The organism is Hwangdonia lutea, from assembly GCF_032814565.1.
In the GTDB taxonomy this organism is placed as follows: Bacteria; Bacteroidota; Bacteroidia; order Flavobacteriales; family Flavobacteriaceae; genus Hwangdonia; species Hwangdonia lutea.
This window is the reverse complement of the sequence record NZ_CP136521.1, coordinates 1,786,214-1,812,865: the sequence shown is the minus strand read 5'-3', so window position 1 is coordinate 1,812,865 and position 26,652 is coordinate 1,786,214. Positions and strand designations below refer to the sequence as shown.

Genomic DNA, 26,652 nt, shown 5'->3' with positions numbered 1-26,652 from the left:
AATTATTTTCCAACATAGGTTTTAAGCATACTATGGTCCGATTTAAACGTCCCTATTTTTTTGGTTTTAAGAATTTCCAAATCGTTCGATATCCAAATATGGTCTAAGGAAAGCAGCGGGATGTTCCAAAACCAAGTTTCTCTAAAGCCATTGCCTTTTTCGTTAAAAGCGTGGTTGTAATTGGTTTTTATTGCCTCTAAGTGTTTAGATTCAAAGGGCGCATTAAAATCACCTAAAACCACGGTGTTTTGTTGCTTTTTTATATGTTGGTTCACCAACTCCAATGCCCAAGCTCTCGGGACGTCTAAACTGGCCGATACATCTACGGCATAAAAATTAACACCCTCAACTTTAAAACCTATTACCGTTGTACTGAAAACCCCTCTTTTTTCCTTTATATCGTGTATTGTCGTTTTAGAGAAAATGGCGATTTCTTTATCAGATAAGTAAAAATAATAGTCTGGATATTGCAACTTAAGTTTTTCAATATCATTCCTACAACCTTCAACCAACACCATAACATCTGGGATACCATTATTTACTTTAAAGGCATCGTTAAAGGTTCTGTAATGTGAGGCATTCCAGAAAACAACCTCTAAATCGGTGTCATCAATAGTTTCAGGAAAATTAATTTTAAAACTCCTAACCAACCAAACCAGTAATAATAGGCTTGCAATAATAAGGTTAAACTTCCTGAATTTTCTACTTAAAAAAATAGAAAGCAATAAAACCGCAAGAATAATAACCGGTAGAGGAAACGTGTAATACAGCAACGAACTTTGGTAGCTATGCTCTTTAAAAACAAAGTGAATAGCCAATAACGCTAGAATAATTACCGTATTTAAAAGCAGATAAAGGGCTCGAATTATTTTTAGCATTATCGTAACGAAAAGCCTTTTGCTGCCCACCACGGATGTATTTCAATTTCCAATCGGCCTGCTTTTACCATGGGGTCCGATTTGGCCAAACTATCTGCCATCTTTAGCGTTGGCACATTGTAAATGGTAATACCACGAATATCGCCATCGTCTCCAAATGGCCCAGAAATATCGGCATAGCCCAACTCGTACATTTTGGCTAAATGTGCTAAATGTTCTTTTTGCAGGTCTGCAGCTTCCTCTTCATTTTGTCCGCGAATGGGGCCGCGTTTTAAAAAAGCCATAAAATACTGCTGCATTAAAATGGTATCTTTTGTTTTTTCGTCCACATAATCAAAAGTTTTAAAACCTTTGGCAGTTAATTCTTCTTTAAGCTGCTTTGTCGATTTTTTAACAGGTATTTCTTCTAAAACCTCAACCTCTATTATTGAATCTACGGGTTGCGCTACAGTTTCAAGAGCTCTTTCGTCAATTTCATTAACGGGTGTTTTCGCCTCTTCTTTACAAGAAATAAAAACAAAAATTAACAGCATAAAAGTTGTAATTTTTTTCATAATCTTAAAATTTTATTAGCTATTCCCAGCTAATATAGGGTTGTTTGCTTAATTGCGAATTATAATATTTTATTTGTCCGGTCACTTCTTTACCCAACCAAATGGGTTTTTCAAACGATTCGTTTTCGTGTTGTAATTCCACTTCAGCGATTATTAAACCTTGGTTGTCTCCAAAAAACTCGTCTACTTCAAAAAAATGATTTCCTACTTTTATTTCATGTCGAATTTTATTAATAATACCATTTTCGCAAAGTTTTAATAGCGATTCGGCTTCGTGTTTTTCAATGTTTGTTTCCCATTCAAATCGCGACAAACCATTATTTGACGATTGTCCTTTTACGGTTAAAACACCATTGTCCCCTTTTAATCGGATCCTAACGGTACGCTCGGGATCACGATTTAAAAACCCTTGAATAATTCGTGTGCTTTTAAAAGCTCGGTCTTTAAAAACATTGGAGGTTACTAAAAATTTACGTTCTATTTCTATCATTATTTATCCTAATCTAAATTTAATAACCGCAAGAGTAAATATAATTAAAAGGCATTTAATGCCTAAATTTACAGCATGTCTATCGATTTACCAATTCGAAAAATTATTCACGTGGATATGGATGCGTTTTATGCTTCTGTTGAACAAATGGATAACCCCGATTTAAAAGGCAAACCCCTTGCCGTTGGTGGCGGCGGTAAACGTGGTGTAGTTAGTGCGGCGAGCTACGAAGCCAGAAAATTTGGTGTGAAAAGTGCCATGGCTGGAAATTTGGCTGCTAAATTATGTCCAGATTTAATTTTTGTGAAACCTCGTTTTGAACGCTATTCTGAAATTTCTAAAAAAATCAGGGCTATTTTTTATGATTACACCGATTTGGTTGAACCCCTTTCGTTGGATGAAGCCTATTTAGATGTTACCGAAAACAAAAAGGGAAACCCGAGTGCGTCCTTAATCGCTGAAGAAATTAGAGAACGTATTTTCACGGAGGTGGGCATTACGGCTTCGGCTGGTATTTCCATCAATAAATTTATTGCTAAAGTAGCGAGTGATTACCATAAACCCAACGGACAAAAAACCGTAAATCCTGAAGAAGTTTTAGAATTTTTAGAGCAATTGGATATTCGTAAATTTTATGGTGTTGGTAAGGTAACAGCTGAAAAAATGTACCAAAAGGGCATTTTTACCGGTTTGGATTTAAAGCAAAAATTGTTGGAATACTTAGTTGATAATTTCGGGAAATCGGGTCGTTATTATTATCACGTCGTTCGAGGCATTCACAACAGCGAAGTAAAGCCCAACCGCATCAGGAAAAGTTTGGCTGCCGAACGTACGTTTAGTGAGAATTTATCGTCTGAAATTTTTATGCTCGAAAAATTACAGCATATTGCCGAAGAAGTGTCGCGGCGTTTAAACAAAAACAAAGTAGCTGGCAAAACAGTAACATTGAAAATAAAATACAGCGATTTTACATTACAGACTCGTAGTAAAACATTGCCTTATTTTATAAGTGATAGCGCTTTAATTTTAGAAACCACAAAAGATTTATTGTATCAAGAAAAACTAAAAAACTCCGTTAGGCTATTGGGTATTTCTTTATCGAACTTAAATACCGAAACCAAAAAAAACCGTGATGAGCATAGCCAAAATAAACCGGAACAAAAAAGTGTAAGCGTACAGTTGAAGTTCGAGTTTTAGATGCCACAAAACATTAATTATTTAAAGGATTGTAACCAAGATAAGGCACTTCTTTTTCGTTAAATTGAATTCCAAAATCTTTTAATTCTTTTAAAATAGGCTCGTAAACTTCTTTCGTTATTGGTATCTGCACACCTGGAGTTTTAATTTTACCGTTTAAAATGGCCAATGTTGCCATCGCCACCGGTAAGCCCACGGTTTTTGCCATTGCGGTATAGGTTTGATCCTCTCCAAGCGTTACCATAGTGGCATCAATTTGATGTTTTTTACCGTTTAGTTCGTACCCAAATTTATGGTACATAACAATCATGTCTTTATCGTTTTCTGCAAGCGTCCAACTGTCCATTAATATTTTTTGAAGAATTTGGGCCGGCGTTGCTTTTTTAAGTTCAACACGCTTTTCAGCATTAAAAATATCCAGTTCAACCAATTTATCCCAAACAATATCATCTTGCTCTATTTTAAGCGCATGCCTTAATTTTAATTCTACCGAATCTGAAGGACTGTACGGCAAAAAGGCATTAACAAAATCGCGGTAACTCATGTTTTCGCTATCATCAATGGTGTAGCTATCATCAGTCATTCCTAAGGCTACAAAAATATTCCACGCCCTACTAAAACCAACGCGACGCATCGTTCCTCGGTATAATGTTTTAATATTATCCAACCCGTAAACGCTTTGGTATTTTAAAGAATCGCGATTTGCATAGGCCTCAAAACGTCCAAAACCATCAACATCTAAAAACTCGGTGCGCCTAAACAACAGGTTGTACGGTATATATTTATACGTGCCTTCTTGTAAAAACTTTGCTGCGCCTCCTTGTCCGGCAACCACCACATTTCTTGGATTCCAAGTAAATTTATAGTTCCACAGATTGTTGTCGCTCTCAGGCGCAACGAGACCGCCCGTAAACGATTCAAACAAAATAATTTTGCCGCCCTTGTCTCTAATGCGGTCTAAAACCTGCATGGCACTCATGTGGTCTATCCCAGGATCAACACCAATTTCTTTCATTAAAACCACCCCGTTCGCCTTAGCTGCTTCATCTAAAGCATGCATTTCTGGACTTGTATAAGATGCCGTTACCATATGTTTTTTATAGGTAACACAGTCTTTTGCAACCTCAATATGAAAACGCGCCGGTAGCATAGACACTACAATATCAGCATTTTTAACAGCTTCAACGCGAGAATTTTCATTAAAAATATCCAATGTAATTGTTGTGGCATTTTTGTGATTCCCAATGAGCTTTTTGGCATTTTCTAAATTGATGTCGCCAATTGTTATGTGTAAATTTTCAGAAGTCGACTTGTATAATAAATATTTTATAAGGTATGATGTTGATTTTCCAGAACCAATAACTAAAATCTTTCGCATAGTGGGATTTGTTGAGTAATTTTGTTTTTAAAGTTGAGTCCGCTTTAAGCGGATTAATTTTGCGAATTTAATAAATATAAAAGGGATTTTTTACGAATAATTTATATAAATATGAACAAGAAAATTTTAATTACCGCAACACTTTTAGGATTAACCAGTGTAATTTTAGGCGCTTTTGCTGCTCACGGATTAAAAGCATTAATTTCGGAAGCATCGCTACAAACCTTTGAAACGGGTGTCCGTTATCAAATGTATCATGCCCTATTATTATTGTTTGTGGGAAGCACTTCGCTAATTACCCAAAACACAAAACGACTGGTTTTTTACTTCGTATTGGTGGGTGTGTTTTTCTTTTCGGGGTCTATTTATGGATTAGCAACTAATGATTTAACTTCTTTCAATTTTAAAAGTATCGCCTTAATAACTCCAATTGGCGGATTGCTTTTAATTTTGGCTTGGGGCTTTTTGTTTAAAGATTTCTTAAAAATAAAGGCAAAAAATGACAATTAAATAATTTGAGAGCTTAAAATAATGTTTATTTTTGCATGATAAATAATTTTATAACAAATAATGGGAAATAACAACCAATTTACGAAAACGATTTCGTTAGAATCTTACGGTATAAAAAATGCCAAAGTAAATTATCAGCTTTCACCCGAACAACTTCATAACATTGCTATTGAAAAAGGCCAAGGTAAAGAGGCCTCGTCTGGTGCTTTAGCGGTTAATACCGGAGAGTTTACGGGACGCTCTCCAAAGGACCGATTTATTGTAAAGGACGATGTTACTAAAGATCGTGTTTGGTGGGGCGATATAAACATTCCATTTGAAACCGATAAGTTTGATGCCTTATACAATAAGGTTGTTGACTACCTCTCTAACAAAGAAGTTTTTGTAAGGGATAGTTACGCTTGCGCGGATGAAAACTACAAGTTAAACATTCGAGTTATTAACGAATATGCTTGGAGCAATCAGTTTGCATATAACATGTTTTTACGTCCAACGGAAGACGAATTAAAAGATTTCAATCCAGAATGGACCATAGTTAACGCTCCAGGTTTTATGGCTGTTCCGGAAGAAGACGGGACGCGTCAACACAACTTTGCCATTCTAAATTTCACTAAAAAAATTGCTTTAATTGGCGGAACGGGTTACACCGGCGAAATTAAAAAAGGTATTTTTTCGGCTTTAAACTTTATTTTGCCCGTATTTAAAAACACGCTGCCCATGCATTGCAGTGCCAATGTGGGTAAAGCTGGCGATACTGCTATTTTCTTTGGCTTGTCTGGAACGGGAAAAACCACATTATCCACAGATCCCAACAGAAGTTTAATTGGCGATGACGAGCATGGTTGGACCAACGAAAACACGGTATTCAATTTTGAAGGTGGCTGTTATGCCAAAGTAATTAATTTATCGCGGGAACAAGAGCCTGAGATTTATGATGCCATTAAAAAAGGGGCCATTCTTGAAAATGTAATTTTAGATGAAAAAGGAGATGTTGATTTTGAAGATATTTCGATTACGCAAAATACAAGGGTGAGTTATCCCATCTATCATATTGACAATATAAAACAACCGTCTATTGGCAAAAACCCAAAAAATATTTTCTTTTTAACGGCCGATGCTTTTGGCGTAATGCCTCCAATTTCTAAATTAACACCAAGTCAGGCCGCTTATCATTTTATTTCTGGTTATACCGCAAAAGTAGCAGGGACCGAAGCGGGAGTCGTTGAGCCACAACCTTCTTTTTCAGCCTGTTTTGGGGCTCCTTTTATGCCATTGCATCCAGCGGAATATGCCGAAATGTTAAGTAAAAAAATGAAAGAATCGGGCGTAAACGTTTGGTTGGTAAATACAGGTTGGACTGGTGGCCCTTACGGCGTTGGCACCAGAATGAAATTAAAATACACACGCGCTATGATTACTGCCGTATTAAATGGCGATTTAGGATTGTATAATTACGACGATTACCACATTCATTCGGTTTTTGGCGTAGCACAACCTAGAACCTGTCCCGGTGTTCCAACCGAAGTTTTAAGTCCACGTGCCACTTGGAACGACGATGAGGCCTACTACACCACAGCATTTAAATTAACAAATGCCTTTAGAGAAAACTTTAAAAAGTTTGAAGCACATTGTAATGAAGAAATCAGACGTGGCGGCCCGCAGCGTTATGCATTTTAAAAATAAAGACTAATTCAAAATTAAAAAGAAGCTGTCTAAAAAGTAATTGTAATGTCATATTGAGTATTTCGACAAGCTCAACCTGACAACTTAATTCATAAAGACTTTTTAGATAGCATCTTTTTAAAATCATTTAACTTTTAAAGTATTATTATTAAAAGTAAAATTATAATGATTGCCCCACTTGAAATGTAAATTCCATTTCCAGATGCTCTTACACTTTTTTTCATAGAACGTACCTCTTTACGCAGTTCTTTCCTTTGCATTCGGGTTAAAGAAGATTTATCCATGTTCTTGATTTCGTTTATCCTATCAATCATTACTTTAACCTCAGGAGGCATTTCATGAGTCTTCGCAGTGATGTTTTTTGGATTTTTATCGGCAGCCATAACGGTGTTTGGACACATTCCCAACGACAATGCCACTAACATTAAGCATAAAATATTTTTCTTCATCTTTAATAATTTAAAAGGTTGTATCTAAATATACGATTAAATAATAAAAAAAGGGATGATATTTTAGTATCATCCCTTTTTAATCAATAAGCTAAAAAGTCTATTTCCCTTTATTAGCTTTATCGATATATTTTTGCAAAGCCATCGTCATAGAAGGTGTTTCGGGCGTTGGAGCTGCAATATCTACACGTAATCCTTTTTCTTCAACAGCCTTAATTGTCGTGTTTCCAAAAACGGCGATACGCGTTTCGTTTTGTTTAAAATCCGGGAAGTTTTTAAATAACGATTCGATTCCGGACGGACTGAAAAACACCAACACATCGTAAGTTACATTTTCCAGATCGGATAAATCACTTACAACCGTTTTGTAAAAAGTAGCTTGTTTCCAATCTACACCAAGCGCATCTAAAGTACTTGGCACTTCTGGCTTCACTTTATCGGTGTTTGGCAATAAGAATTTTTCGTCTTTATACTTTTTGATTAGTGGTGAAAGTTCAGCAAAAGTACGTTTACCAACATAAATTTTTCGTTTTCTGTAAACCACATATTTTTGAAGATAATAAGCTACCGCTTCAGACTGACAAAAATATTTCATAGAGTCTGGAACCTTAAAACGCATTTCTTCAGCAACTCTAAAAAAATGGTCTACAGCATTTCTACTTGTTAAAATAATGGCAGTGTAGTTGTTTAAATCTACTTTTTGTTGCCTAACTTCCTTTGCTGGCACACCTTCAACATGTATAAAAGGTCTAAAATCTATTTTTACCTTTTGCTTTTCCTGTAAATCAAAATAAGGGGAGTTCTCTATTTTAGGTTCTGGCTGAGATACTAAAATTGTTTTCACTTTCATGTACACAAGTAGTTTGTTTAGTTACTTTACGAAACAAATACCTTATATAAAACCACATAAGGTGCAATTTCGAGAGCGCAAAGATACAAAATAAAATAAAACAAGTTGCCTTTTATCGTGTTTTGATGTGTTTTAAATGAAGTGATTACGCCAGAAATATTAACAACCAATATAAGCGCCATTATAGTATAAAAAACAGGCATTGTGGGCTCAATTGAAAAAATCAACAAAGCGTTAATGGGTAATAATAACAAGCCTAAATAATTTTTATAAGTTATTTTTTGAAAAAGGTATTGATCCATTAATTTATCAATTTCAAAAAGGCTGGCTATTAAGCGTTCAATAAGTACTTTAATAAGTATAAATGTGCCGATGCCAAAAACCAATTTAAAAAGCAGATTTACCGAAACGGCTTTAGTGTTATTGGCGTATTGGTAAACCAAATGGCAAAAAACAGAAGCCGAAATCACCAAGTTGGAAAAAAGCAAAGCATCAAACTTATCTAAAAATTTTTGGTCCTTTACGTATATTTTAAGGTATTTAGAATTGACCAACACGTAAAAAAAATCAGCAAACCGCTGTGGCGCCACCAGTTTTGCGGTTGCAATAATGGCCAGCCCAATAACCATTAAAACGGTAAAAAGTTCGTTTGAGATGATGTCGCGATACATGCCCTAAAATTATTATAATTATTCACACTTTGTCTAGAAATATTAAGGAAAATTTAAAAAAAATAAATTTTTAAATAGTGTACATTTGCTAAAAATATTACGATTACAATATATATCCAATGCAAGATACGGTTGTTATAATTCCAACATACAACGAAATAGAGAATATTGAAGCTATTATTAGAGCCGTTTTTTCGCAATCTGATCATATTCACGTTCTCGTAGTTGATGATAATTCACCCGATTTAACCGGTTTAAAAGTCAAGGAGCTTCAAGAGGAATTCCCCAATCGTTTATTTATAGAAATCCGTAAAGAAAAAGCTGGATTGGGCACTGCCTATATTCATGGGTTTTATTGGAGTTTGGAAAAATCGTATCAATATATTTTCGAAATGGATGCCGATTTCTCACACAATCCAAAAGACTTAATAAAACTGTACAATGCTTGTAAAAATGATGGTGCCGATTTAGCCATCGGGTCGCGTTATGTAAAGGGTGTTAATGTTGTAAATTGGCCTATGGCACGTGTGCTTATGTCTTATTTGGCATCAAAATATGTACGTATTATTACAGGCATGCGCATCCACGATACTACCGCAGGTTTTGTGTGTTACAAAAGGCAGGTATTGGAAACCATCGATTTAAGTAAAATTAAATTTATAGGATATGCGTTTCAAATAGAAATGAAATTTAAGACCTATTTAAAGCAATTTAAAATAGTTGAAGTGCCTGTAATTTTTACCGATAGAACCAAAGGCGAATCTAAACTGAGTTCCGGAATAATTTCGGAAGCTGTTTTTGGTGTAATTTCGATGAAATTAAAAAGTTTGTTTAAAAAATAAAAAGCAGAAAAATGACCTTGAAAACAACACTTATTAAAAATGCCAACATTGTAAATGAAGGCAACATATTTTTGGGCGACATTTTAATTGAGGGCGAATATATTAAGGAAATTAGCAAATCGATAAGTGCGAAAACTGCCGATGTGCACGTATTTGATGCCGAAGGAAAATATCTGCTTCCCGGTGTTATTGACGATCAGGTACATTTTAGAGAACCCGGTTTAACCCACAAAGCCAATATTAAAACCGAATCTAAAGCTGCTATTGCGGGCGGTATCACCTCGTTTATTGAAATGCCAAACACCAATCCGCAAACAACTACCATCGAAAAACTGGAAGAAAAATTTGAGATTGCGGCACAAACTTCATCGGCAAACTACTCGTTTATGTTTGGTGGCACCAACGATAATTTAGATGAAATTTTAAAAGTTGATGCCAAAAATGTTGCGGCATTAAAACTGTTTTTAGGGTCTTCAACAGGAAATATGTTGGTTGACAACCCCGAGGTTTTAGAAAATATTTTCTCTAAAACCAACTTATTAATCGCCGTTCATTGTGAGGACGAAGGCACCATAAAAGCTAATTTTAAAAAATATTTTGAAACATACGGCGACGCCATTCCCATTAAATATCACCCGGAAATTAGAAGTGAAGAAGCTTGCTATTTATCCTCTTCAAAAGCCATCGAACTAGCCAAAAAAACCGGCGCACGATTGCATGTGTTTCATCTTTCAACTGGAAAGGAAACTGCTCTATTTGATAACAAAACGCCTTTAAAAGACAAAAAAATTACGGCCGAGGTGTGCATTCATCATCTGTGGTTTACCGATAAAGATTACGATGAAAAGGGCACATTCATTAAATGGAACCCTGCGGTAAAATCTAAAAAAGATAAAGACCAACTGTGGGAAGCTTTGCTCGATGACAGAATTGATGTAATCGCCACCGACCATGCGCCACATACTATCGAAGAAAAAGAAAACGTTTATACCAAAGCACCATCGGGCGGCCCATTAGTGCAACACGCATTACCGGCCATGTTGGAAATGCATCATAAAAACAAAATTTCGATAGAAAAAATAGTTGAAAAAATGTGCCATAATCCTGCCATTTTATTTCAGGTTGAAAAACGCGGATTTATAAAAGAAGGCTATTTTGCCGATTTGGTTTTGGTGGATTTACACCATCCGTGGACAGTTAATAAAGAGAATATTCTTTACAAATGCGCCTGGTCTCCGTTTGAGGGTACAACCTTTAAATCGAGGATAACGCATACCTTTATAAACGGTAGCCTAGCCTATAAAAACTTTAAGTTTTATGATGTTAAAGCTGCAAGACGATTAACTTTTAATAGATGATTTTAAAACGATTATTTGCATATATTACAGTTTTATTTTTAGCAACAGCTTGCTTTAAATATGATAAACCTAAAAAGCCCAAGAATTTAATTCCGAAGGAAAAAATGGTGCATATTATCATGGATGTTAGGCTGCTATCTTCTGCAAACGGCACAAACAAAACCATCTTAGATAATAACAATTTGCAAGCTGAAATCTATGTGTACAACAAGTACGGTATTGATAGTTTGCAGTTTGCTTTAAGCAACGATTATTACGCTTATTATATTGATGATTACAAGGCTATTTACGATAAAGTAAAAGATAGTTTTGAGGTTTTAAAAACCAAGTATGCCGATTTAGCACTAAAAGAAGAAGCGGAAAAAAAGTACAGGGATTCTATACGAGGTATTATTAAGAAAGATTCAACGCAGATTTTAAAACTAAAAGAACACCTCAATATTTTAGTAAAAAAAGATTCGCTCAGCCCTTTAATTAAAAAGGACTCTTTACGATTGATAACATTAAAGGATTCTTTAAATATACTGATTAAAAAAGATTCGCTTACCAGATTCAAACTCAAATCTAAATCTGATGTGTTGCTAATTACACCTGTTTCAGATACAGATTTCCAATAGCAGTTATGCTTTTGTCAATTGGTGTAAACTCAACACCAATCGCCTTTTTTATTTTAGCATTGCTGTAATGGGTTTCAGAATCCAACGAGGTTACTATCTGCTTTGTTAATTGCCTTCTTTTTCCGGTTAGTTTATGGGTCAACCAATCCATTCTCCACGCTATTTGCAACAACCAAAGTTTGGCTACTTTTTTTGGCGGTTTTGCCTTAACAGCTTTTGCCATACTTTGCAAAAACTGTTTGTAAGTCCAGTTTTCGGCCACTAAAATAAAGCGTTCGTTATTAAAATCACTTTTTAAAAGCGCCACCATAATGGAGACCACGTCCTTAACATCAACCAATCCAATAGTTCCGGCAGTATAATATTTTAAGCCTTTATGCGCTTTTTTAAATAAACTGCCACTGCCATAACGCCAAATACCCGCGCCTAAAATAACGCCTGGATTTACAATAACCACCTTAACACCTTCTTGTGTAGCGCGCCAAACTTCCATTTCGGCACCGTATTTTGTAATGGCATAAACGCTGTTATCGCCTTCGGGATTCCAATGGGTTTCTTCGGTAATCGGCTCATTATTCAAAGCTTTTCCTATAGTTGCAATAGAGCTTACGTAGCATAATTTTTCTATGTTATTCGAAATACAAAGATTAACAATATTGGCAGTACCTTCAATATTTGTACGCCGCAACTCGTGATATTTATTGGGTTCGAAAGACACAAAAGCGGCACAGTGGTAAACATGGGTAACATCCACAAAAGCATCGGATAATAAGGGTATATCTAAAATATCGGCCTCAACCCATTCAATGGAATTAAACAACGATTCATATGCTTCGTTATAACCCGAAAACACCTGTTTTACATTATCAAGCTTACGCTCGGTTCTGTAAATAGCGCGAACAGGTTCGTTATTACTAACCAGATTATAAAGTAAATGTGCACCAACCAAACCGGTGCCACCCGTAACTAATATCATGGCACTAAAGTAATGAATAATTCAAATAGATAGCGGGAATAAATTAGTTTTCAGTCATTGGTCTTACGTCTTTTAATCCAAAGAATTATTCAATATACAAGTGTAATTATGCACGTATTTTTATCTTTGCCAAAGTTTATAAAATATATAGAGCAATGAGAAAGAATTTTGTTGAAGAATTAACGTGGAGAGGCATGATACAAGACAGTATGCCTGGGACAGAAGAGCATTTGTTAGAGGCTATGCGTTTGGCTTATGTGGGCATTGATCCAACCGCAGATTCTTTACACATTGGACACATGGTGGGTGTTATGGGCCTTAAGCATTTTCAATTGGCAGGACACAAACCCGTTGCGCTTGTTGGCGGAGCTACGGGCATGATTGGTGATCCTTCGGGAAAATCGGCAGAGCGTAACTTACTTAACGAAGAAACCCTTTTGCATAACCAAAACGCTATAAAAGAACAATTGTCGCGGTTTTTAGATTTTGATAGCGATGCTGAAAATGCCGCTATTATTGTTAACAATTACGACTGGATGAAAGAGTTCTCGTTTTTAGAATTTATTCGCGATGTCGGTAAACATATTACCGTAAATTATATGATGGCCAAAGATTCGGTGAAAAAACGTTTGTCATCTGAATCATCGGTTGGTATGAGTTTTACAGAATTCACTTATCAATTAGTACAAGGCTACGATTTTTTACACCTTTACAGGGATAAAAAATGCACCCTTCAAATGGGCGGCAGCGACCAATGGGGCAATATTACCACGGGTACAGAGTTAATTCGTCGAGTAGATTCTGGCAAAGGATACGCCTTAACATGGCCATTGATAACCAAAGCCGATGGCACCAAATTTGGAAAAACCGAAGGCGGAAATATATGGCTTGACGCCGAAAGAACTTCGCCGTACAAATTCTATCAATATTGGTTAAACACAAGCGATGTTGATGCCGAAAAATATATTAAAATCTTTACTTTTTTAAGCAGAACAGAAATTGAAGGTTTGATTGAAACACATCAAGAAGCACCACATTTACGTGCTTTACAAAAACGTTTGGCCGAAGAAGTAACAACGATGGTACACTCTAAAGCTGATTTAGACAATGCCATAAAAGCGAGCGCCATTTTGTTTGGAAAATCTACAAGCGAGAATTTAAAGCAGCTGAACGAACAAACCTTTTTAGATGTTTTTGATGGCGTACCACAAACCGAAATCTCTAAAGATGACATTGAAAACGGCTTGGATATTATTGCAGCTTTGGCCGAAAAAGGAGGTTTTTTAAAATCTAACGGCGAAGCGCGTCGGGCCTTAAAAGAAAACTCAATTTCGGTAAACAAAGAAAAGGTAAAGGATGATTATAAAGTCACTTCCAAAGATTTGATTAATAACAAATTTGTATTGCTGCAACGCGGTAAAAAGAATTACTTTGTTTTGCGCATTGTATAAAAAACAGAAAGCCTGAGGTAAACCTCAGGCTTTCTTTAACCAACCAACTAAAAAAACTAATTTTTCTTTTTCTTAGCTCTTTATTTGGTCGTAATAACTGCGGTAATCTTACAGAAAACTAGTCTTTATTTAAAAATTTCTTTGTGGTTTCTAAAATCTGATACTCACTATGCTCGCCTAAATAGTAAACAAAAACACCACTAGGTCTAATAATTAGGAAGTTCCCATACATTACATCATAAGGAAAAAACATGTTTTTTATAAAATCATGCTCATCTGCTAACCAATTAAATCTTTTTTTATGGAAGTACTTTAAATGGTTATTTTCTGGATTGTAAATTGAGTATTGTTGAATGTTATCAATTCTATCTATTTTTCTTAAATACTCCTTACCAAATGCATTCCAATAAGGGTTTGGCTTAGTGTTTTTAGATTTATTTGGTATTGAAGACAAGTAATTGATTACAATAAACTTAGTTGTGTCTAATTCAAAACGACTTATTTTATTTAAATGGTTTTTAAGAGCAATAAATTCTTTAGGGTTTAATTTACCAACAACAGATCTTGGTATTAAAATATAGTTTTTAGTAGTGTCATTTTCAAAATAGGTATCTAAGTTTACCTTGTAATTTATGCTTTTTTTAAATTTACTTTTTGAAACCTCGACACCCTTTTCATTATAATATTTCACAAGCTTCTTTTGTGAATAACCAATTATTGAAATAAAGAAAACAGATATAAATAATATATTTTTCATATCGATAATTTACAAGTAAGGTTTAATTTACATAAAATTATAACACCATCAAATTACAACCTCTAATATCGGAGTTGTCAAAACGTCCTATCACTTCAAAAGACCCATCGTTATAGGTTTTTCCTAAATCTTGGGTCGCGATAAAAGCACAGGAATTTACATTGGCTAAGTCTATTACATTTATGCCGCCTGTTTTTCCCGATTTTTGAATAGTCAAAGCATCTTCGGTATCTCGTGTTAATATCCGCATCCAATTGGGGCAATTAAAAACACCGTTGCCTTTTGAATAAGCTTGACTTAAAAGCTCGGTCATGCCATATTCGCTGTGTATGGTTTCAACAACAAAACCTGCTTTTAATTTTTTGTGTAATTCATCTCGAATCAATTCCTTTCGCCTACCCTTCATCCCGCCTGTTTCCATAATAATGGTATTTTTAAGATGGAACTGATAGGTTTCAATTAAATCCAATAAAGCAAAGGAAACTCCAATTAACAATACTTTTTTTCCTTCGGTATTTAACTTTATTAAGGTGTCCTTTAATTCGGAAATATTGTTGAGATAAAAACCACTTTCAGCGTGATTGGATTGTGAAATCATAGCATTAACCATGTAGATTAATGAGGAACCTTCGCGCTCTAAATAAGACGGTAACAAGGCTAAAACCACATAATCTTCAATATTGCCATAAAACTGATGGAAGCCTTTTGTAAAACTTTGTTCGTAAATTTTTATGTCGGTTACCTCGTGTTTACTTATTAAACTTCCTGTAGTGCCCGAACTTGTAAAGGTGGTTTCAACATCAGCCTTACTGCTTAATATGCTGTGTGATTTAAAAAACTGAATGGGCAAAAAAGGAATGTCTCGAATGGTTTTAATATCGCTTGGGTGTTTATAAAGTAAATCGCAAAATGAGCGATACACACGGTTGTTTTCAAACTGGTGCCTAAAAATTTGTAGTGCTAAATCTTCAAACTCTGTTTGGTTTTTAATATTAAAAATGGCGTTTGGGTCTATCATTTAATTATTGCTTTTCGAGCTAAGGCAAAAGTATACAAAATAAAAAAGCGTCGCTACTTGCAACGCTTTTAAAATGTATGTTTTAATGTTTATTGGATTACCAATTTTTTTGTGATGGAGGCCTCGTCTTGAGCCACTCTCATAATATAAACACCGGTATTTAAATTAGACACGTCCAATCTTTTGTTGGTTACCGTTGCGTTGATTACTTGTTTACCTAAAATATCGTAAACCGATACTTCCATATTCGAGTTGCTTCTGCTCGATATGTTTACATAACCTTTATTTGTTGGATTGGGGTACATGCTGAAACCTTCAATTTGGTTGTTTTTAGTATTTAACACAGTAGATACTACCGTGTTATTCCATGTAGTTCCAACTCTTACACCATCAATTGTAGCTACTGGAATATTACTAGATTGTCGAAAAGCCACAGCAGACATTGCAGCCGTATTTGCAGATGTGTTAGTTGCCTCTGGAACTCCAGGTTCAGTTGCAGAATGAGAGGATAATATATATAGATTTGATAAACCAGTATCAATATTAAACGAACCAACAATGAGATATGTAGTATTTAAATCAAAAGGGGTCGTTCCATAAGATAAAGTACTGGAGGTCGCCCCAATTCCAAATAAAATTTTTCCTGATCCGTCGTCTTTCGCTCCAATTCTAGCTCTAAACTGGTTTCCTGTATCTTTTAAATGAAAGAAATAATTCCCAGAACCAACAGCACTAATACTAACTAAAGCACTAAAATATATTGTACCTGAAGTTTGTTCTGTAAAAGTACGGTTAACATCTTCTGAGTTAGATCCAGTTATGGTTGCAGAGCCTCCTACTCCAGAAGATGGATAGTTTACCATAGTTAAACTGCTAGTGTCGTATAAAACAGTTGTTGAACCAGAATGATTAACCCAATTACCTCCGCTTATGGTAGTTAAATCACCAGCAGAAGCTCCATAATCAAAATCATCTTCTAACAAAGTTTGACCGTAGGAAACAGATCCAATTAATAATGCAGTAAATAAAAAGTAAAGTTTTTTCATAATAATAGGGATTAATTAGACTATTAAAATAAAAAGACTTTTACATATAAACCAAAAAATCAACCTATTAGGTTGATTTTTAACGATGAAATGACGTTATAATTATTTTATCACTAATTTTCGAGTTTCGCTCACGTTGCTCTCGGTGATTTTTAAAATATAAACACCGGTACTCAGTTTCGAAATATTTAATTCCTTGCCAACTAATACCGTCGATAAAATACGTTTTCCTAAGGCATTAAAAATTTCAATTTTCTTCGTCAAACTATTTTTAGATGTAATATATATAAACTGTTTACCGTTATTAACAGGATTAGGGTAAATAGAAAGCCCTTCAATGTTTTGTTGCGCAGGTAAATTAGAGTTGCCTGCCTGTGCAAACCCCGGTTGGCCTACAAAAAACATTAAAACAAAAAGTGTAGTAAAAAAGTAGTTTTTTCCCATAGTTAACTTTCAATCTTATAAAATTAAACAATTTACGTCAAAATCCATACCAAAAAAGTGTTAAAGATTTCACCCATTTATCGAAAGGTTAAATCCGTGTAAACTATAGATTATCTAAATGTTATTAATTTTTGCATGACCAATAAAGTTGTGTTATTAGTTTTATCTTTACTCCGAATTTTATGATATAATCTATTGTTTTTACAATGAATAAAAAGGATATAAAAATACTTTTAGTTGATGACGAGCCCGACATTTTGGAAATTGTTGGTTATAATTTATCCAATGAAGGCTATCAAGTTATAACGGCCGAAAATGGGGCAAAAGCCGTAAAAAAAGCTAAAAAAGAACTCCCTCATTTAATTATTTTAGATGTGATGATGCCCGAGATGGACGGTATTGAAGCCTGTGAAATCATCAGAAAAAATCCAGATTTAAAAGATACTATTATTACCTTTTTAACGGCAAGGGGCGAAGACTATTCGCAAGTTGCAGGTTTTGATGCCGGTGCCGACGATTACATTACAAAACCCATAAAACCAAAAGTTTTAATAAGTAAGGTAAAGGCCCTTTTGCGCAGGTTTAAACAAGACTCCAAAACTGCTAAGGTTAAAATTGGTAATTTGGTAATTGATAGAGATGCCTACAAAATAATTTTAAACGGAAAGGAAATTATTTTACCTCGAAAGGAATTTGAATTGCTATCTTTATTAACCTCAAAACCGGGAAAGGTTTTTAAGCGCGACGAGATTCTTGATAAGGTTTGGGGCAATGAAGTGGTAGTTGGCGGACGAACCATTGATGTGCACATTCGTAAACTACGCGAAAAAATAGGAGACGATAGCTTTAAAACCGTTAAAGGTGTTGGTTATAAATTTGTAGATTAATATTTTTAATACTTGAAATTAAAAAGAACATATCGTTTTGCGATTAAAACATCGCTATTTATTACATTTTTTATAACGCTCTTATTGAGTGTTTTTTTATTTGTCTTTTACACCATTAATTGGGGGCTTATTTTGGCATTTGCACTGGTCAGTTATGCTTTCTCGTTTGTCGTAATTCAATTGCGGGTTGAACGCTTTATTTACAGACGTGTAAAAAAAATATACGACGACTTAACACTTTTGGAATCCGCAAGTTTAACCAGAGGCTCTATTACTACCGATATGGGCACACTTACCAAAGAAATAGACAAATTTGCACGCGATAAAAAACTGGAAATTGAAACACTTAAAGTTCGAGAAAAATACCGCAAAGAGTTTTTAGGTAACATTTCCCACGAATTAAAAACGCCCCTATTTACAGTTCAAGGATACATCTTAACGCTTTTAGATGGCGCTATTGATGATAAAAACATAAGAAAAAAATATTTGGAACGCGCCAATAAAGGTGTGGAAAGACTCAGTTATATTGTTAAAGATTTAGATATGATTACCAAATTGGAAATTGGCGATTTAAGTTTGAATCTTGAAGTGTTTGATATTGTAGAATTGATAAGCAATGTGTTTGATATGTTTGAAATGCGGGCACACAAAAAAAACATCACCCTAACTTTTGATACCGACTATATAAAACCTGTTTTAGTAAAGGCCGATAAAGAGCGTATTCAGCAAGTGTTGGCAAACCTTATTGTAAACTCCATAAAATATGGCAAAGAAAAAGGCACCACCGAGGTTAGCATAGAAAATTTAATAAAAAACAAGGCTATTGTGCGCATTACCGATAATGGCGAAGGCCTTGAAAAAAAACACGTACCCCGTTTGTTCGAGCGTTTCTTTAGAGTCGATAAAACCGGAAACCGAAAAGTTGGCGGTTCTGGCTTGGGCTTATCTATTGTAAAGCATATTATTGAAGCGCACAACGAAAAAATATATGTAGAAAGCGAATTTGGTGTGGGCAGCGAGTTTTCATTCACGCTCGAAAAGGCTAAATAAATCCTTAAAATCTGTGTTGTAATTTAAGGTTTTTAAGCCTTTAAAATCTTCAACACTCTTAAGCTTATCTATTTTAAAATCTTCTTGATTACAGCTTGGTACTAAGTTTAAATCGGTTAATCGTTTCGCTAAATATTCCTGTTCAAATTGCCCGGGCGTTGGTATAAAAAAAGCTTTTTTATCAAGTTTAGACAAATCCATAATGGTGGTATAACCCGATCTGGCAATAACCAAAGCACTTTCGTTTATGGTTTTTTCGAGCAATTCGGAAGTCATAAAATTGTAAATCGACATGTTCCCCATAACTTGAACGGTCTGCTCTTTTTCAATGACGCCTTTTACAAAAACAATGTTTTTATCAAAGTTTTTAAATGCTTTAAAAAGCTGCTTTTCAAGTAAACTGCGTTGCGGTTCGGGACCAGAAAGCAGCACCAAAATGGCATTTGCCATAGGTACATTTTGTTTTTCAAATCGGCTTAAAGGCCCTATATATTTTTTTGAGAATTTAAATGCATCTGCATGCCCTAACTTTCCGCTTAAATTAATGGTCTCTGCGGTATCGGGGATCCAACATGCATCAAATTTCTGTATTAATTTTTGATGCATTTTAGTACTCAACCACGTAGTGTTTCCGCTTAAAACATTGAGTTGATGCGTTACAAAAACCGATGGTATTTTATCGTTATATACACCCCATCGATTATCAGAAATAATCCCTGAAATTTGATGGCTTTCAACAATTTGAGCAGTCACTTTTTTTTCTGCTTTAATCGTTTTAATAAGCTTTGGCGCATCCTTTAACAGTTTCAATTTAAAATGCTGCTTTTTTTTAGCATAAGTAATATGATATGCGGGCAATGCTATGGCAATTAAATCTGGAAATTCCTTTTGCAAAAGCAACAATGCATCGCCATCGCTGGCCAAAATTGGCTCAAAACCACAAGTTATTAAAGCCTTAATTATGGGTATGCATCTGGTGGCGTGCCCAAGGCCCCAATTTAACGGTGCAACCAATATTCGTTTTTTCATTTTTTATTTTGGTTTTGACTCAAATCTTCGGCTGAAATCCCTAAAGCACCCATACTTCAATACTTGTCATTTTAAAAGTAAAAAATGTATGTAGTGGGATGTTTTTGCTAATTTAAATTTTATACAAAGGTATTCGTTCCACGATTAATAATTTGGGGTTATAATTAAGAATTGATATAGTTTAGGGAATTCTTGTTCAAATTTTTTATCATCCATTTTCCCATCGTAATTATTGTCTCCATATTCTAAGCCAACATCAATTAACCCTTCAAAATTTTGCTCGTTCTTAGGAAATTTCTTAACCAAACTTAAAAACTCATCTTCTCCCAGCCTATATATTATTTGACTAATTATATATCCTAAATCATAACTACTTGCAGCTCCACCATTTGGGAAATTTTTTAAAGCTATGAGAGCTTTATAGTCTTTATTTAATGTTTTTACAATTAAATGTTTCATTTTTTGATTCCTATTGAAACTTTGATGAACGTATAATGTATGCTCTATAACAATTCCATTAACATTATCAGTTTTACATCCAAAAAAAAGAGATGTAAATAGAGTGCTTGCAAAAAAAACAATCCTTTTCATATTCTATTTCTCAACAATTACCCATTCCCCTTTAGTCCTTACCAAATATTCATGATCGTACATCGCTTCCGCTTGAATTCCCGGTAAATAATAGCTGCCTAAATAGGCTGCATTCAGCATCACATTAAAGGTTTTTGTGCTGTGTTTTCCTTTTTCCGGTAAATCGAAATAAAAGTTGACGCGGTCGTCTCGAATATCGGTAAATCGCGCTTGACTTGTCGTGCTGCTGCCAAAAGCGGTAAATCGGGTATTCACGATTTCCCATCCCGATGGAAAAATTTGCGTTAAAGCCACATCGTTAACCGGTTCGTTTTTCAAATTACTTACGCTCACGGTGGCCACAAAATCCTGCCCTTGCTTTAATTTGGACACATCAATGGTGTTACCTTTTAAATCTTTGTAGGCGTACGATACGCTTAAACCGCGTTGTTCGGCAAGCTCATGCCCGAGCGGTAATTTCCCCGAATTTAAAACACGCACATAAACCACATTATCTTTTTGGTTTGTAAAAGACAGATTGTTTGCACCGTCATTCACTTGCAATTCACGCTGTGCAATAGCACTTTTGGTGTCTATGTTTTCTGTTTTTCCGTTAATGGTATAATTTATTTTTAAGGCTTTTCCGCCATTGGCATTTACCATTTTTGCCATCGCCAATAAACTGTACGCTGTAGTTTGCGTGCTCATCCAACGGTTGCTCGATAGTTCTTTAGCGATGTATTCTGCCAATTCGCGTTGCTTTGGGTTTTTGGTAAGCACCATAGTTTCTAATGCCATAGCTCGATTTCTGTCTCTCGACCCATAAGTGTAGTAATTGTGTTTAACGGGTTTAAACTCGATATTTGCCGATTGCGAAATATTATCGCTCGCTTCTTTTTGTCCCACCAACGCATAAGCCGCTGCGAGTCGCCATTTGGCTTCGTTCGATATTTCGGTGAATTCGCGAAGTCTGTTCATGCTTGCCAAATCCGGACTTCCTGCCAAAGCCAAGGTGTATAGTCGGTAAGCTTGTGCTAAATCGGAATTATAAATTCTGTAACTCGGTCGCCATTGGCTCGCCGCTTGTTTTTGATAAGCGACCCAATGGCTCTTAAAAGTTAACGGTAAAGCAAAGCCTTTCTTTTCGGCCTCAATCATAAAATGGCCTGCGTAACTGGTGCTCCAATCGTCAACGGCATTTTCTCCCATCCAATAACTCATGCCGCCATTTGGCCTTTGAAAATGTGCCAATCGTTTAATGCCATTTTCAATGTTGGTTTGAATATCCTTCTTTTTATCAAAAGTTAAATCGAAAATATCATTCAAAAATAACTGCGGAAATACGCTCGATGTGGTTTGCTCTAAACAGCCATGTGGATATTGAATGAGGAATTGTAAACGGCGTGAAAAATCCATGGGCGGTAAGGTTGAAAACTCTAAAGTAGCGGTGTTGGTTCCTGCCACTCCAAAGGTTGAAAACGCTAAGGTTTCAGTTGCATTTGCAGCTAAGGTTTTATCTATAGGTTTTGATGTTATTGGGTTTGGATTTACAACATCCAATTCTACTTTATAAGTCGATTTTTCACCGTTTCCGGTGGCAATAACTTCAACGGTGTTGATGCCTTTTGCTTTACTCACATCGAGTTGAAAATAAGTCATTTGCTCATCGGGTTTTACAAAGCTTAACGTTTTTGAATTTTTACCAACCACTGTAATCCCTTCACTTAGTTTCAAACTGATATTAACCTTCTTCACTTTGGGTTCCATGGCAAAAACGGTAACCGGAAGGGTTACTTTTTCACCTGGGCTTAATTTCCGCGGAAGCGTTGCCAAAACCATAAGCGGTTTTTTAACCTCAACAGATTTATCGGTGCTACCATAAGCTTCATTTTTATGATCGCCAGCAATAACCATAGTTCGCACAGCACCAATGTAATTTGGTAGTTTTATGCTGTGCGATTTTTTCTCGTCAGCTTTCAAATTAAATGGCCCTAAATAGGTAACCACAGGCTTAAAACGATTCGCTTTTTTGTTTTTTCCACCAGCCGCATAACCATCGCCACCAATGGCAAATACTTGGTCGATGCTGCCGGAATATGCGCCGATAACATCATCAAAAACATCCCAGGTTTTTACACCCAAAGCTTCGCGTTTATAAAATTCGTTCCATGCATTTGGGGTTTTAAAACGTGTTAAATCGAGTAAGCCCTCTTCAACCACGGCAATGGTGTAAGTCATGGCTTTATTGTTTTTTTCTGAAATATGTACTTGAAAGGTTTCCTTTGGCCGTAACACATCGGGCATGTTTAGTTGCGGTTCCAATTTGGTGTTTGGGTCTTCAACCATAATTGGAATAACGCCAAACAAACGAATGGGCAAATCGTTTGCCGAAATAGCGTGCGGTTGCAACAATGAAATATTGACGAACACATTGGGTGCCATTTCTGGGGTTACAGGCACATTAACCGTAGTCTCGCCTTGTTGCGTTTTTATCCATTTATAATCCAACACTTCGGTGCCATTTTCAATGCTTACCAAAGCCCGACCTTCGCTGCCCGATTGAAAGGTGATTTTTGCCGTTTCGCCAACATTATAAGTCTCTTTATCGGCCGAAAAAACAAGCATTTTAGCGGCTTCTTTATCGCCAGAACTGGAGTTGCTCCACCAATTTTTATAGAAATAAGCGGTTCTTCCAGTGGCGTGACCACTTACGGGATCGATAACTCTGATGAGGTAACGCCCACGATCGTTATCTGGAATATTGATGTTTAGAGTGCTTTTTCCGTTGGCATCGGTATTTATTTTTTTACTTAAATACGGTTTGTGATAGCTGCTAGACATATAGCTCGATAGATTGTCGTACGAGGAATTCCACCACCAACGCCATTCAATTTTATACACTTTCACTTCAAGGTTGTTGCGTTTTACAGGTTTCCCTTTGGCATCAACCACAACCACATTGAAGGTTTGATTTTCATCTGTAAAAAATGAGCCATAAGCATTGCCTTTGGGTGAACGTAAACCAACAAACGACTTATAAGGTGCGTATGGTTTGGTAAAGGCATCCATGGAGAAATCCCCACCGTTTTCGAAAGCACGAACTAAAAATTGGGCATTTAACATACCCGGTGCGTTTTTACCAACATTTAATTTGGTATTGATTTGCGCCAAACCTTCGGCATCAATCTTACCTTCAAAAACATTGATTTCTTCGGTGTTAAATTTACGCGTAGGGTCGTTGAAAACATAGTTTTTATAGTTTTTAAAACTGGTGTACAATGGTGTAAACTTCGCTTTAATTTCAGCTTTAAGATTTTTTCCGGGTGCACCGTGAAGCCATTTCACATCAAGTGTTCCTTTTAATGGAGCGTTACTCGTTAGGATGTCATTTTCAAAATCCACTTTAATTTTTAATCGGTTTGGTTTAACCGTTTCAATCTTGAGTCCTTTATAAAACGTGGCGCCACCAACCGAAACTTTAGAGTTGTAATTTCCTGTTTTATCTTCTTTAACCGTGGGAACGGTAAATTTGTAGAAGTTATTTAGATGGTCGGTAGTTACGTTTTTATATACCAATTTCCCGTTGGGATTTGTAATTTCCATTTTAACCGGATGCCCTTTGGGGAGTTTGTTATCGGTATCATTCAACACAAAGGTTAAATGCAAGGTGTCTCCCGGTCGCCAAACCCCGCGTTCGCCATAAATATATCCTTTAAGTCCGCGCTGTAAACGGTTTCCGGAAACATCAAATTTACTTAGCGACAACGAATTGCCGTCGTGCAGTTTTACATACGTGGTGTTTTGGCCTTTGGAAACAATAGCGAAATTTGCATGTTTATCAGAATCAATGGTAATTAAGCCTTGTGCATCAGTACTTCTACTGGCTATTTCCTGTTGCTGAAAATTGTATAAAGTAATTTTTGCGTTAGCCTCTGGGTTGGTATTTAAAATATTGGTCACCGCAAAATAATAGGAGTTGTTTGAACCGCGTTTTGCAATAACACCAAGGTTTGAAGCCAATAAATTTTGAGACACTATTTTGCGCTCGTTGTAATACGCATCGTGACATGGATTATTTTCTTCGCGCCAATTGTACGCGTAATTTTTGTAGCGGTATGCGAGATTATCCCAATAAGCTTCCTCTTTTAAATCTTCTTCTTCAGGCGACATTTCGTTAAAATCAGCTTCATAGTAATCGTCTTCGTAATAGTCGTCGTATGCATCATCTTCGGTATTTGTAATGTTCGCATTTGCTTCACAATCGTATAACGAATAGCTTTTGTTGTAACTTAATTCAACACGATAAATAGCACCGGCATCGGCCTTAAAAAACTTTGATAAATCGATGCTGTACGCTTTCCATTTTCCTGTATTTTCGGCTGAGGTTTGCAATTGAATGGTTTGTTTTGCAATACGACGGCCAACCTTTTTTATATCATATTTATTATTGCTATCTAAATTGTTATCTTGTAAAAACTGAAGTACATTGTCTTCAAAAATTTTAATCACCCGAACATCAACGGCACTTAAATTAACCGCTTCAAAATTGAATTTTAAGGCTTCGGAATTTGGTAAAATAGTACCATTGCTAATTAATCGCACCTGCGGTTTTAAATCTTCAAACGCAATAATTTCTGAAAAGGCTTTCTTTAATTTATAGTCCTCGGTATTTTTGATGCCCTGAAATACATCAACTTGAATATTACCCACCAATTTGCTGTCCGGATACACTTTTAGCACATTACCATCCACAATGTATTTAGGGTTTTTTATCTTTTGAACACTCACTAAACCATCAAAATTTTGTTGTTTTTTAAGCGGATCGGAAAAGTTGATGGATAGATGCTGTTCGGGTGATTGTATCACATTGACGTCTACAATCGTAAAATTATTTATCCCCGGAATCGCAATCGTGTTTTCACCTTTGTTTGATGCGTTTATAGATTTTCCGTTCCATGTTATATCAATTTTACTGTCTTCAATTTGCCGATTAATACTATCAATTTTAAACTCGAAAAACTTAGAATTTTCATTGGCTTCATTAAAAACAAGATTTAGTTTTTTGCCATTTTGAGAGGCTTCAGCTATGGTTTTTGCATCGTTAATCGATATAACATCGGCTGATTTTATAACACCTTCAAGGTATTGCCAATTTTTGCTGTACGATTGCAAATGGTTGGTAACCACATTAAAATTAGGCGTAATGGTTTTAAACTGAAAGGTATAATCCTTAAAACCATCGGGCATGTTTTTATAAATATCGGCAAGTTTTACCGTTACGGTATATTCTGTTGCGGGCTCTAAATGTTCATCGGGCGTAAAAAGCAAAGTGTGTTTGTTGGCAACCGTTAATTTGCCTTCAACATGCGGTTTTATGCTCACGATTTTATCGGTGATTTCTGCTCCCGTTTCCCAACCATCAACCTCGTTAGCTAAATTAATTTGAATGGGATTTGCAACCGATGTGATTCCCGATGTGGTGTAACTTATGTAATCTCGAAATTTGAAAAGATTATCGGTTTCTACTACTTTCTTTTTACAAGATGCCGCTAACGCAAGAATCAATACGAAAGCAAAAAGCTTTTTTAATGACATAGATTGATGGATTTAAATGAACAAAATAACTAAAAAAGAAAGCGTAAGCAGTTTCATTTGTAGATCCTTAATGATATTATCTGTCAAATGTAACATCGAAATAGCTTTTGTAGGATAAAGATATTTTTCGCATACGATGTTTCTCGTTAATAAAGTTACGTTCAATTTTTGGTGTTTAGGCTTTTTAAAAATGTTAAATAAGTCTTAAGGTTTTTAGGCTGAAGTTTCGAAAATAAAAAATTTCTTGAAAACGAACTATCTCGAGGGGAGCGTATAGATGTTTCAATCGTTTCATTTTGAGTTTAGGGCCAAAAACCGAAATTTGTTATTTAGATTGCCGATAAACGTCACG

24 protein-coding genes are annotated in these 26,652 nt (G+C 35.6%); 9 read left to right on the top strand and 15 right to left on the bottom strand.

The window, feature by feature from the left end:
• Positions 1–2: 2 nt before the first annotated feature.
• Genes RNZ46_RS07840 through RNZ46_RS07830 form a run of 3 tightly spaced genes read right to left on the bottom strand, consistent with a single transcriptional unit; the run spans position 3 to position 1,922 of the window.
• Positions 3–878, bottom strand: coding sequence for an endonuclease/exonuclease/phosphatase family protein (locus RNZ46_RS07840; RefSeq protein WP_316984826.1), 876 nt, complete (start codon positions 876–878; stop codon positions 3–5).
• Entirely contained in the window at positions 878–1,432 is a 555-nt protein-coding gene (locus RNZ46_RS07835; protein WP_316984825.1) for a YciI family protein, read from the bottom strand. Before RNZ46_RS07835 ends, RNZ46_RS07840 begins: the two co-directional genes overlap by 1 nt.
• A gap of 19 nt (positions 1,433–1,451) precedes the next feature.
• Positions 1,452–1,922 (bottom strand): CYTH domain-containing protein, encoded by a 471-nt coding sequence (locus tag RNZ46_RS07830; RefSeq protein WP_316984824.1) that lies wholly within the window; start codon positions 1,920–1,922, stop codon positions 1,452–1,454.
• Positions 1,923–1,997: 75 nt separating this feature from the next.
• Here RNZ46_RS07830 and dinB point away from each other — a divergent pair, with 75 nt between their 5' ends.
• Positions 1,998–3,119, top strand: coding sequence for a DNA polymerase IV (gene dinB, locus RNZ46_RS07825; RefSeq protein ID WP_316984823.1), 1,122 nt, complete (start codon positions 1,998–2,000; stop codon positions 3,117–3,119).
• Positions 3,120–3,132: 13 nt separating this feature from the next.
• Here dinB and RNZ46_RS07820 read toward each other — a convergent pair whose 3' ends face one another.
• A complete protein-coding gene (locus tag RNZ46_RS07820; protein WP_316984822.1) occupies positions 3,133–4,497 on the bottom strand; it encodes a saccharopine dehydrogenase family protein in 1,365 nt (454 codons plus the stop codon).
• Between the two features lie 111 nt (positions 4,498–4,608).
• On the opposite strand from RNZ46_RS07820, the gene RNZ46_RS07815 reads away from it, so the two are divergent.
• Both RNZ46_RS07815 and pckA read left to right on the top strand, forming a co-directional pair.
• Positions 4,609–5,007, top strand: coding sequence for a DUF423 domain-containing protein (locus RNZ46_RS07815; RefSeq protein WP_316984821.1), 399 nt, complete (start codon positions 4,609–4,611; stop codon positions 5,005–5,007).
• Between the two features lie 60 nt (positions 5,008–5,067).
• Positions 5,068–6,684 carry a phosphoenolpyruvate carboxykinase (ATP) gene (pckA, locus tag RNZ46_RS07810; RefSeq protein WP_316984820.1) on the top strand — a complete coding sequence of 539 codons (1,617 nt, stop codon included), beginning with the start codon at positions 5,068–5,070 and terminating at the stop codon, positions 6,682–6,684.
• Between the two features lie 140 nt (positions 6,685–6,824).
• Here the strand turns inward: pckA and RNZ46_RS07805 are convergent, their stop codons facing one another.
• From RNZ46_RS07805 to RNZ46_RS07795, 3 genes are all read right to left on the bottom strand, one after another.
• Positions 6,825–7,139 carry a hypothetical protein gene (locus RNZ46_RS07805; RefSeq protein WP_316984819.1) on the bottom strand — a complete coding sequence of 105 codons (315 nt, stop codon included), beginning with the start codon at positions 7,137–7,139 and terminating at the stop codon, positions 6,825–6,827.
• Between the two features lie 100 nt (positions 7,140–7,239).
• Entirely contained in the window at positions 7,240–7,989 is a 750-nt protein-coding gene (locus RNZ46_RS07800) for a uroporphyrinogen-III synthase (RefSeq protein ID WP_316984818.1), read from the bottom strand.
• A gap of 26 nt (positions 7,990–8,015) precedes the next feature.
• The gene (locus RNZ46_RS07795) at positions 8,016–8,660 is read right to left on the bottom strand and encodes a DUF4271 domain-containing protein (RefSeq protein WP_316984817.1); all 645 of its coding nucleotides are present in this window, start codon (positions 8,658–8,660) and stop codon (positions 8,016–8,018) included.
• Positions 8,661–8,779: 119 nt separating this feature from the next.
• Here RNZ46_RS07795 and RNZ46_RS07790 point away from each other — a divergent pair, with 119 nt between their 5' ends.
• Genes RNZ46_RS07790 through RNZ46_RS07780 form a run of 3 tightly spaced genes read left to right on the top strand, consistent with a single transcriptional unit; the run spans position 8,780 to position 11,477 of the window.
• The gene (locus RNZ46_RS07790; RefSeq protein WP_316984816.1) at positions 8,780–9,502 is read left to right on the top strand and encodes a polyprenol monophosphomannose synthase; all 723 of its coding nucleotides are present in this window, start codon (positions 8,780–8,782) and stop codon (positions 9,500–9,502) included.
• A gap of 11 nt (positions 9,503–9,513) precedes the next feature.
• The gene (locus RNZ46_RS07785; protein ID WP_316984815.1) at positions 9,514–10,860 is read left to right on the top strand and encodes a dihydroorotase; all 1,347 of its coding nucleotides are present in this window, start codon (positions 9,514–9,516) and stop codon (positions 10,858–10,860) included.
• Positions 10,857–11,477 carry a DUF4296 domain-containing protein gene (locus RNZ46_RS07780; protein WP_316984814.1) on the top strand — a complete coding sequence of 207 codons (621 nt, stop codon included), beginning with the start codon at positions 10,857–10,859 and terminating at the stop codon, positions 11,475–11,477. The genes RNZ46_RS07785 and RNZ46_RS07780 overlap by 4 nt, the downstream gene beginning before the upstream one ends.
• Here RNZ46_RS07780 and RNZ46_RS07775 read toward each other — a convergent pair.
• On the bottom strand, positions 11,446–12,453 hold the full coding sequence (locus RNZ46_RS07775) for an NAD-dependent epimerase/dehydratase family protein (RefSeq protein ID WP_316984813.1): 1,008 nt from the start codon (positions 12,451–12,453) through the stop codon (positions 11,446–11,448). The genes RNZ46_RS07780 and RNZ46_RS07775 overlap by 32 nt on opposite strands.
• Before the next feature lie 155 nt (positions 12,454–12,608).
• Between RNZ46_RS07775 and tyrS the strand changes: the two genes are divergently transcribed.
• Complete coding sequence (gene tyrS, locus RNZ46_RS07770; protein ID WP_316984812.1) at positions 12,609–13,904, top strand: tyrosine--tRNA ligase; 1,296 nt, start codon at positions 12,609–12,611, stop codon at positions 13,902–13,904.
• A gap of 118 nt (positions 13,905–14,022) precedes the next feature.
• Here tyrS and RNZ46_RS07765 read toward each other — a convergent pair whose 3' ends face one another.
• From RNZ46_RS07765 to RNZ46_RS07750, 4 genes are all read right to left on the bottom strand, one after another.
• On the bottom strand, positions 14,023–14,661 hold the full coding sequence (locus RNZ46_RS07765; protein WP_316984811.1) for a hypothetical protein: 639 nt from the start codon (positions 14,659–14,661) through the stop codon (positions 14,023–14,025).
• A 37-nt stretch (positions 14,662–14,698) separates the two neighbouring features.
• Positions 14,699–15,679 (bottom strand): LuxE/PaaK family acyltransferase, encoded by a 981-nt coding sequence (locus RNZ46_RS07760; protein ID WP_316984810.1) that lies wholly within the window; start codon positions 15,677–15,679, stop codon positions 14,699–14,701.
• Between the two features lie 89 nt (positions 15,680–15,768).
• Entirely contained in the window at positions 15,769–16,725 is a 957-nt protein-coding gene (locus RNZ46_RS07755) for a T9SS type A sorting domain-containing protein (RefSeq protein ID WP_316984809.1), read from the bottom strand.
• Positions 16,726–16,827: 102 nt separating this feature from the next.
• Positions 16,828–17,169: a T9SS type A sorting domain-containing protein gene (locus RNZ46_RS07750; RefSeq protein ID WP_316984808.1), complete on the bottom strand. Its 342-nt coding sequence runs from the start codon at positions 17,167–17,169 to the stop codon at positions 16,828–16,830.
• A gap of 206 nt (positions 17,170–17,375) precedes the next feature.
• Here RNZ46_RS07750 and RNZ46_RS07745 point away from each other — a divergent pair, with 206 nt between their 5' ends.
• Together RNZ46_RS07745 and RNZ46_RS07740 are read left to right on the top strand one after the other, a co-directional pair.
• Complete coding sequence (locus RNZ46_RS07745; RefSeq protein WP_316984807.1) at positions 17,376–18,056, top strand: response regulator transcription factor; 681 nt, start codon at positions 17,376–17,378, stop codon at positions 18,054–18,056.
• 12 nt (positions 18,057–18,068) lie between these two features.
• Positions 18,069–19,106, top strand: coding sequence for a sensor histidine kinase (locus tag RNZ46_RS07740; protein ID WP_316984806.1), 1,038 nt, complete (start codon positions 18,069–18,071; stop codon positions 19,104–19,106).
• Here RNZ46_RS07740 and RNZ46_RS07735 read toward each other — a convergent pair.
• From RNZ46_RS07735 to RNZ46_RS07725, 3 genes are all read right to left on the bottom strand, one after another.
• Entirely contained in the window at positions 19,080–20,135 is a 1,056-nt protein-coding gene (locus tag RNZ46_RS07735; protein WP_316984805.1) for a glycosyltransferase, read from the bottom strand. The two genes, RNZ46_RS07740 and RNZ46_RS07735, sit on opposite strands and share 27 nt — an antisense overlap.
• Before the next feature lie 144 nt (positions 20,136–20,279).
• Positions 20,280–20,594, bottom strand: coding sequence for a hypothetical protein (locus tag RNZ46_RS07730; protein ID WP_316984804.1), 315 nt, complete (start codon positions 20,592–20,594; stop codon positions 20,280–20,282).
• Positions 20,595–20,729: 135 nt separating this feature from the next.
• On the bottom strand, positions 20,730–26,300 hold the full coding sequence (locus RNZ46_RS07725) for an alpha-2-macroglobulin family protein (RefSeq protein WP_316984803.1): 5,571 nt from the start codon (positions 26,298–26,300) through the stop codon (positions 20,730–20,732).
• Between the last annotated feature and the right edge of the window lie 352 nt (positions 26,301–26,652).

Coding starts and splice junctions, on each gene's coding strand:
- RNZ46_RS07840 (WP_316984826.1), bottom strand. CDS start 878: ATGCTAAAAATAATTCGAGCCCTTTATCTGCTTTTAAATACGGTAATT.
- RNZ46_RS07835 (WP_316984825.1), bottom strand. CDS start 1,432: ATGAAAAAAATTACAACTTTTATGCTGTTAATTTTTGTTTTTATTTCT.
- RNZ46_RS07830 (WP_316984824.1), bottom strand. CDS start 1,922: ATGATAGAAATAGAACGTAAATTTTTAGTAACCTCCAATGTTTTTAAA.
- dinB (WP_316984823.1), top strand. CDS start 1,998: ATGTCTATCGATTTACCAATTCGAAAAATTATTCACGTGGATATGGAT.
- RNZ46_RS07820 (WP_316984822.1), bottom strand. CDS start 4,497: ATGCGAAAGATTTTAGTTATTGGTTCTGGAAAATCAACATCATACCTT.
- RNZ46_RS07815 (WP_316984821.1), top strand. CDS start 4,609: ATGAACAAGAAAATTTTAATTACCGCAACACTTTTAGGATTAACCAGT.
- pckA (WP_316984820.1), top strand. CDS start 5,068: ATGGGAAATAACAACCAATTTACGAAAACGATTTCGTTAGAATCTTAC.
- RNZ46_RS07805 (WP_316984819.1), bottom strand. CDS start 7,139: ATGAAGAAAAATATTTTATGCTTAATGTTAGTGGCATTGTCGTTGGGA.
- RNZ46_RS07800 (WP_316984818.1), bottom strand. CDS start 7,989: ATGAAAGTGAAAACAATTTTAGTATCTCAGCCAGAACCTAAAATAGAG.
- RNZ46_RS07795 (WP_316984817.1), bottom strand. CDS start 8,660: ATGTATCGCGACATCATCTCAAACGAACTTTTTACCGTTTTAATGGTT.
- RNZ46_RS07790 (WP_316984816.1), top strand. CDS start 8,780: ATGCAAGATACGGTTGTTATAATTCCAACATACAACGAAATAGAGAAT.
- RNZ46_RS07785 (WP_316984815.1), top strand. CDS start 9,514: ATGACCTTGAAAACAACACTTATTAAAAATGCCAACATTGTAAATGAA.
- RNZ46_RS07780 (WP_316984814.1), top strand. CDS start 10,857: ATGATTTTAAAACGATTATTTGCATATATTACAGTTTTATTTTTAGCA.
- RNZ46_RS07775 (WP_316984813.1), bottom strand. CDS start 12,453: ATGATATTAGTTACGGGTGGCACCGGTTTGGTTGGTGCACATTTACTT.
- tyrS (WP_316984812.1), top strand. CDS start 12,609: ATGAGAAAGAATTTTGTTGAAGAATTAACGTGGAGAGGCATGATACAA.
- RNZ46_RS07765 (WP_316984811.1), bottom strand. CDS start 14,661: ATGAAAAATATATTATTTATATCTGTTTTCTTTATTTCAATAATTGGT.
- RNZ46_RS07760 (WP_316984810.1), bottom strand. CDS start 15,679: ATGATAGACCCAAACGCCATTTTTAATATTAAAAACCAAACAGAGTTT.
- RNZ46_RS07755 (WP_316984809.1), bottom strand. CDS start 16,725: ATGAAAAAACTTTACTTTTTATTTACTGCATTATTAATTGGATCTGTT.
- RNZ46_RS07750 (WP_316984808.1), bottom strand. CDS start 17,169: ATGGGAAAAAACTACTTTTTTACTACACTTTTTGTTTTAATGTTTTTT.
- RNZ46_RS07745 (WP_316984807.1), top strand. CDS start 17,376: ATGAATAAAAAGGATATAAAAATACTTTTAGTTGATGACGAGCCCGAC.
- RNZ46_RS07735 (WP_316984805.1), bottom strand. CDS start 20,135: ATGAAAAAACGAATATTGGTTGCACCGTTAAATTGGGGCCTTGGGCAC.
- RNZ46_RS07730 (WP_316984804.1), bottom strand. CDS start 20,594: ATGAAACATTTAATTGTAAAAACATTAAATAAAGACTATAAAGCTCTC.
- RNZ46_RS07725 (WP_316984803.1), bottom strand. CDS start 26,300: ATGTCATTAAAAAAGCTTTTTGCTTTCGTATTGATTCTTGCGTTAGCG.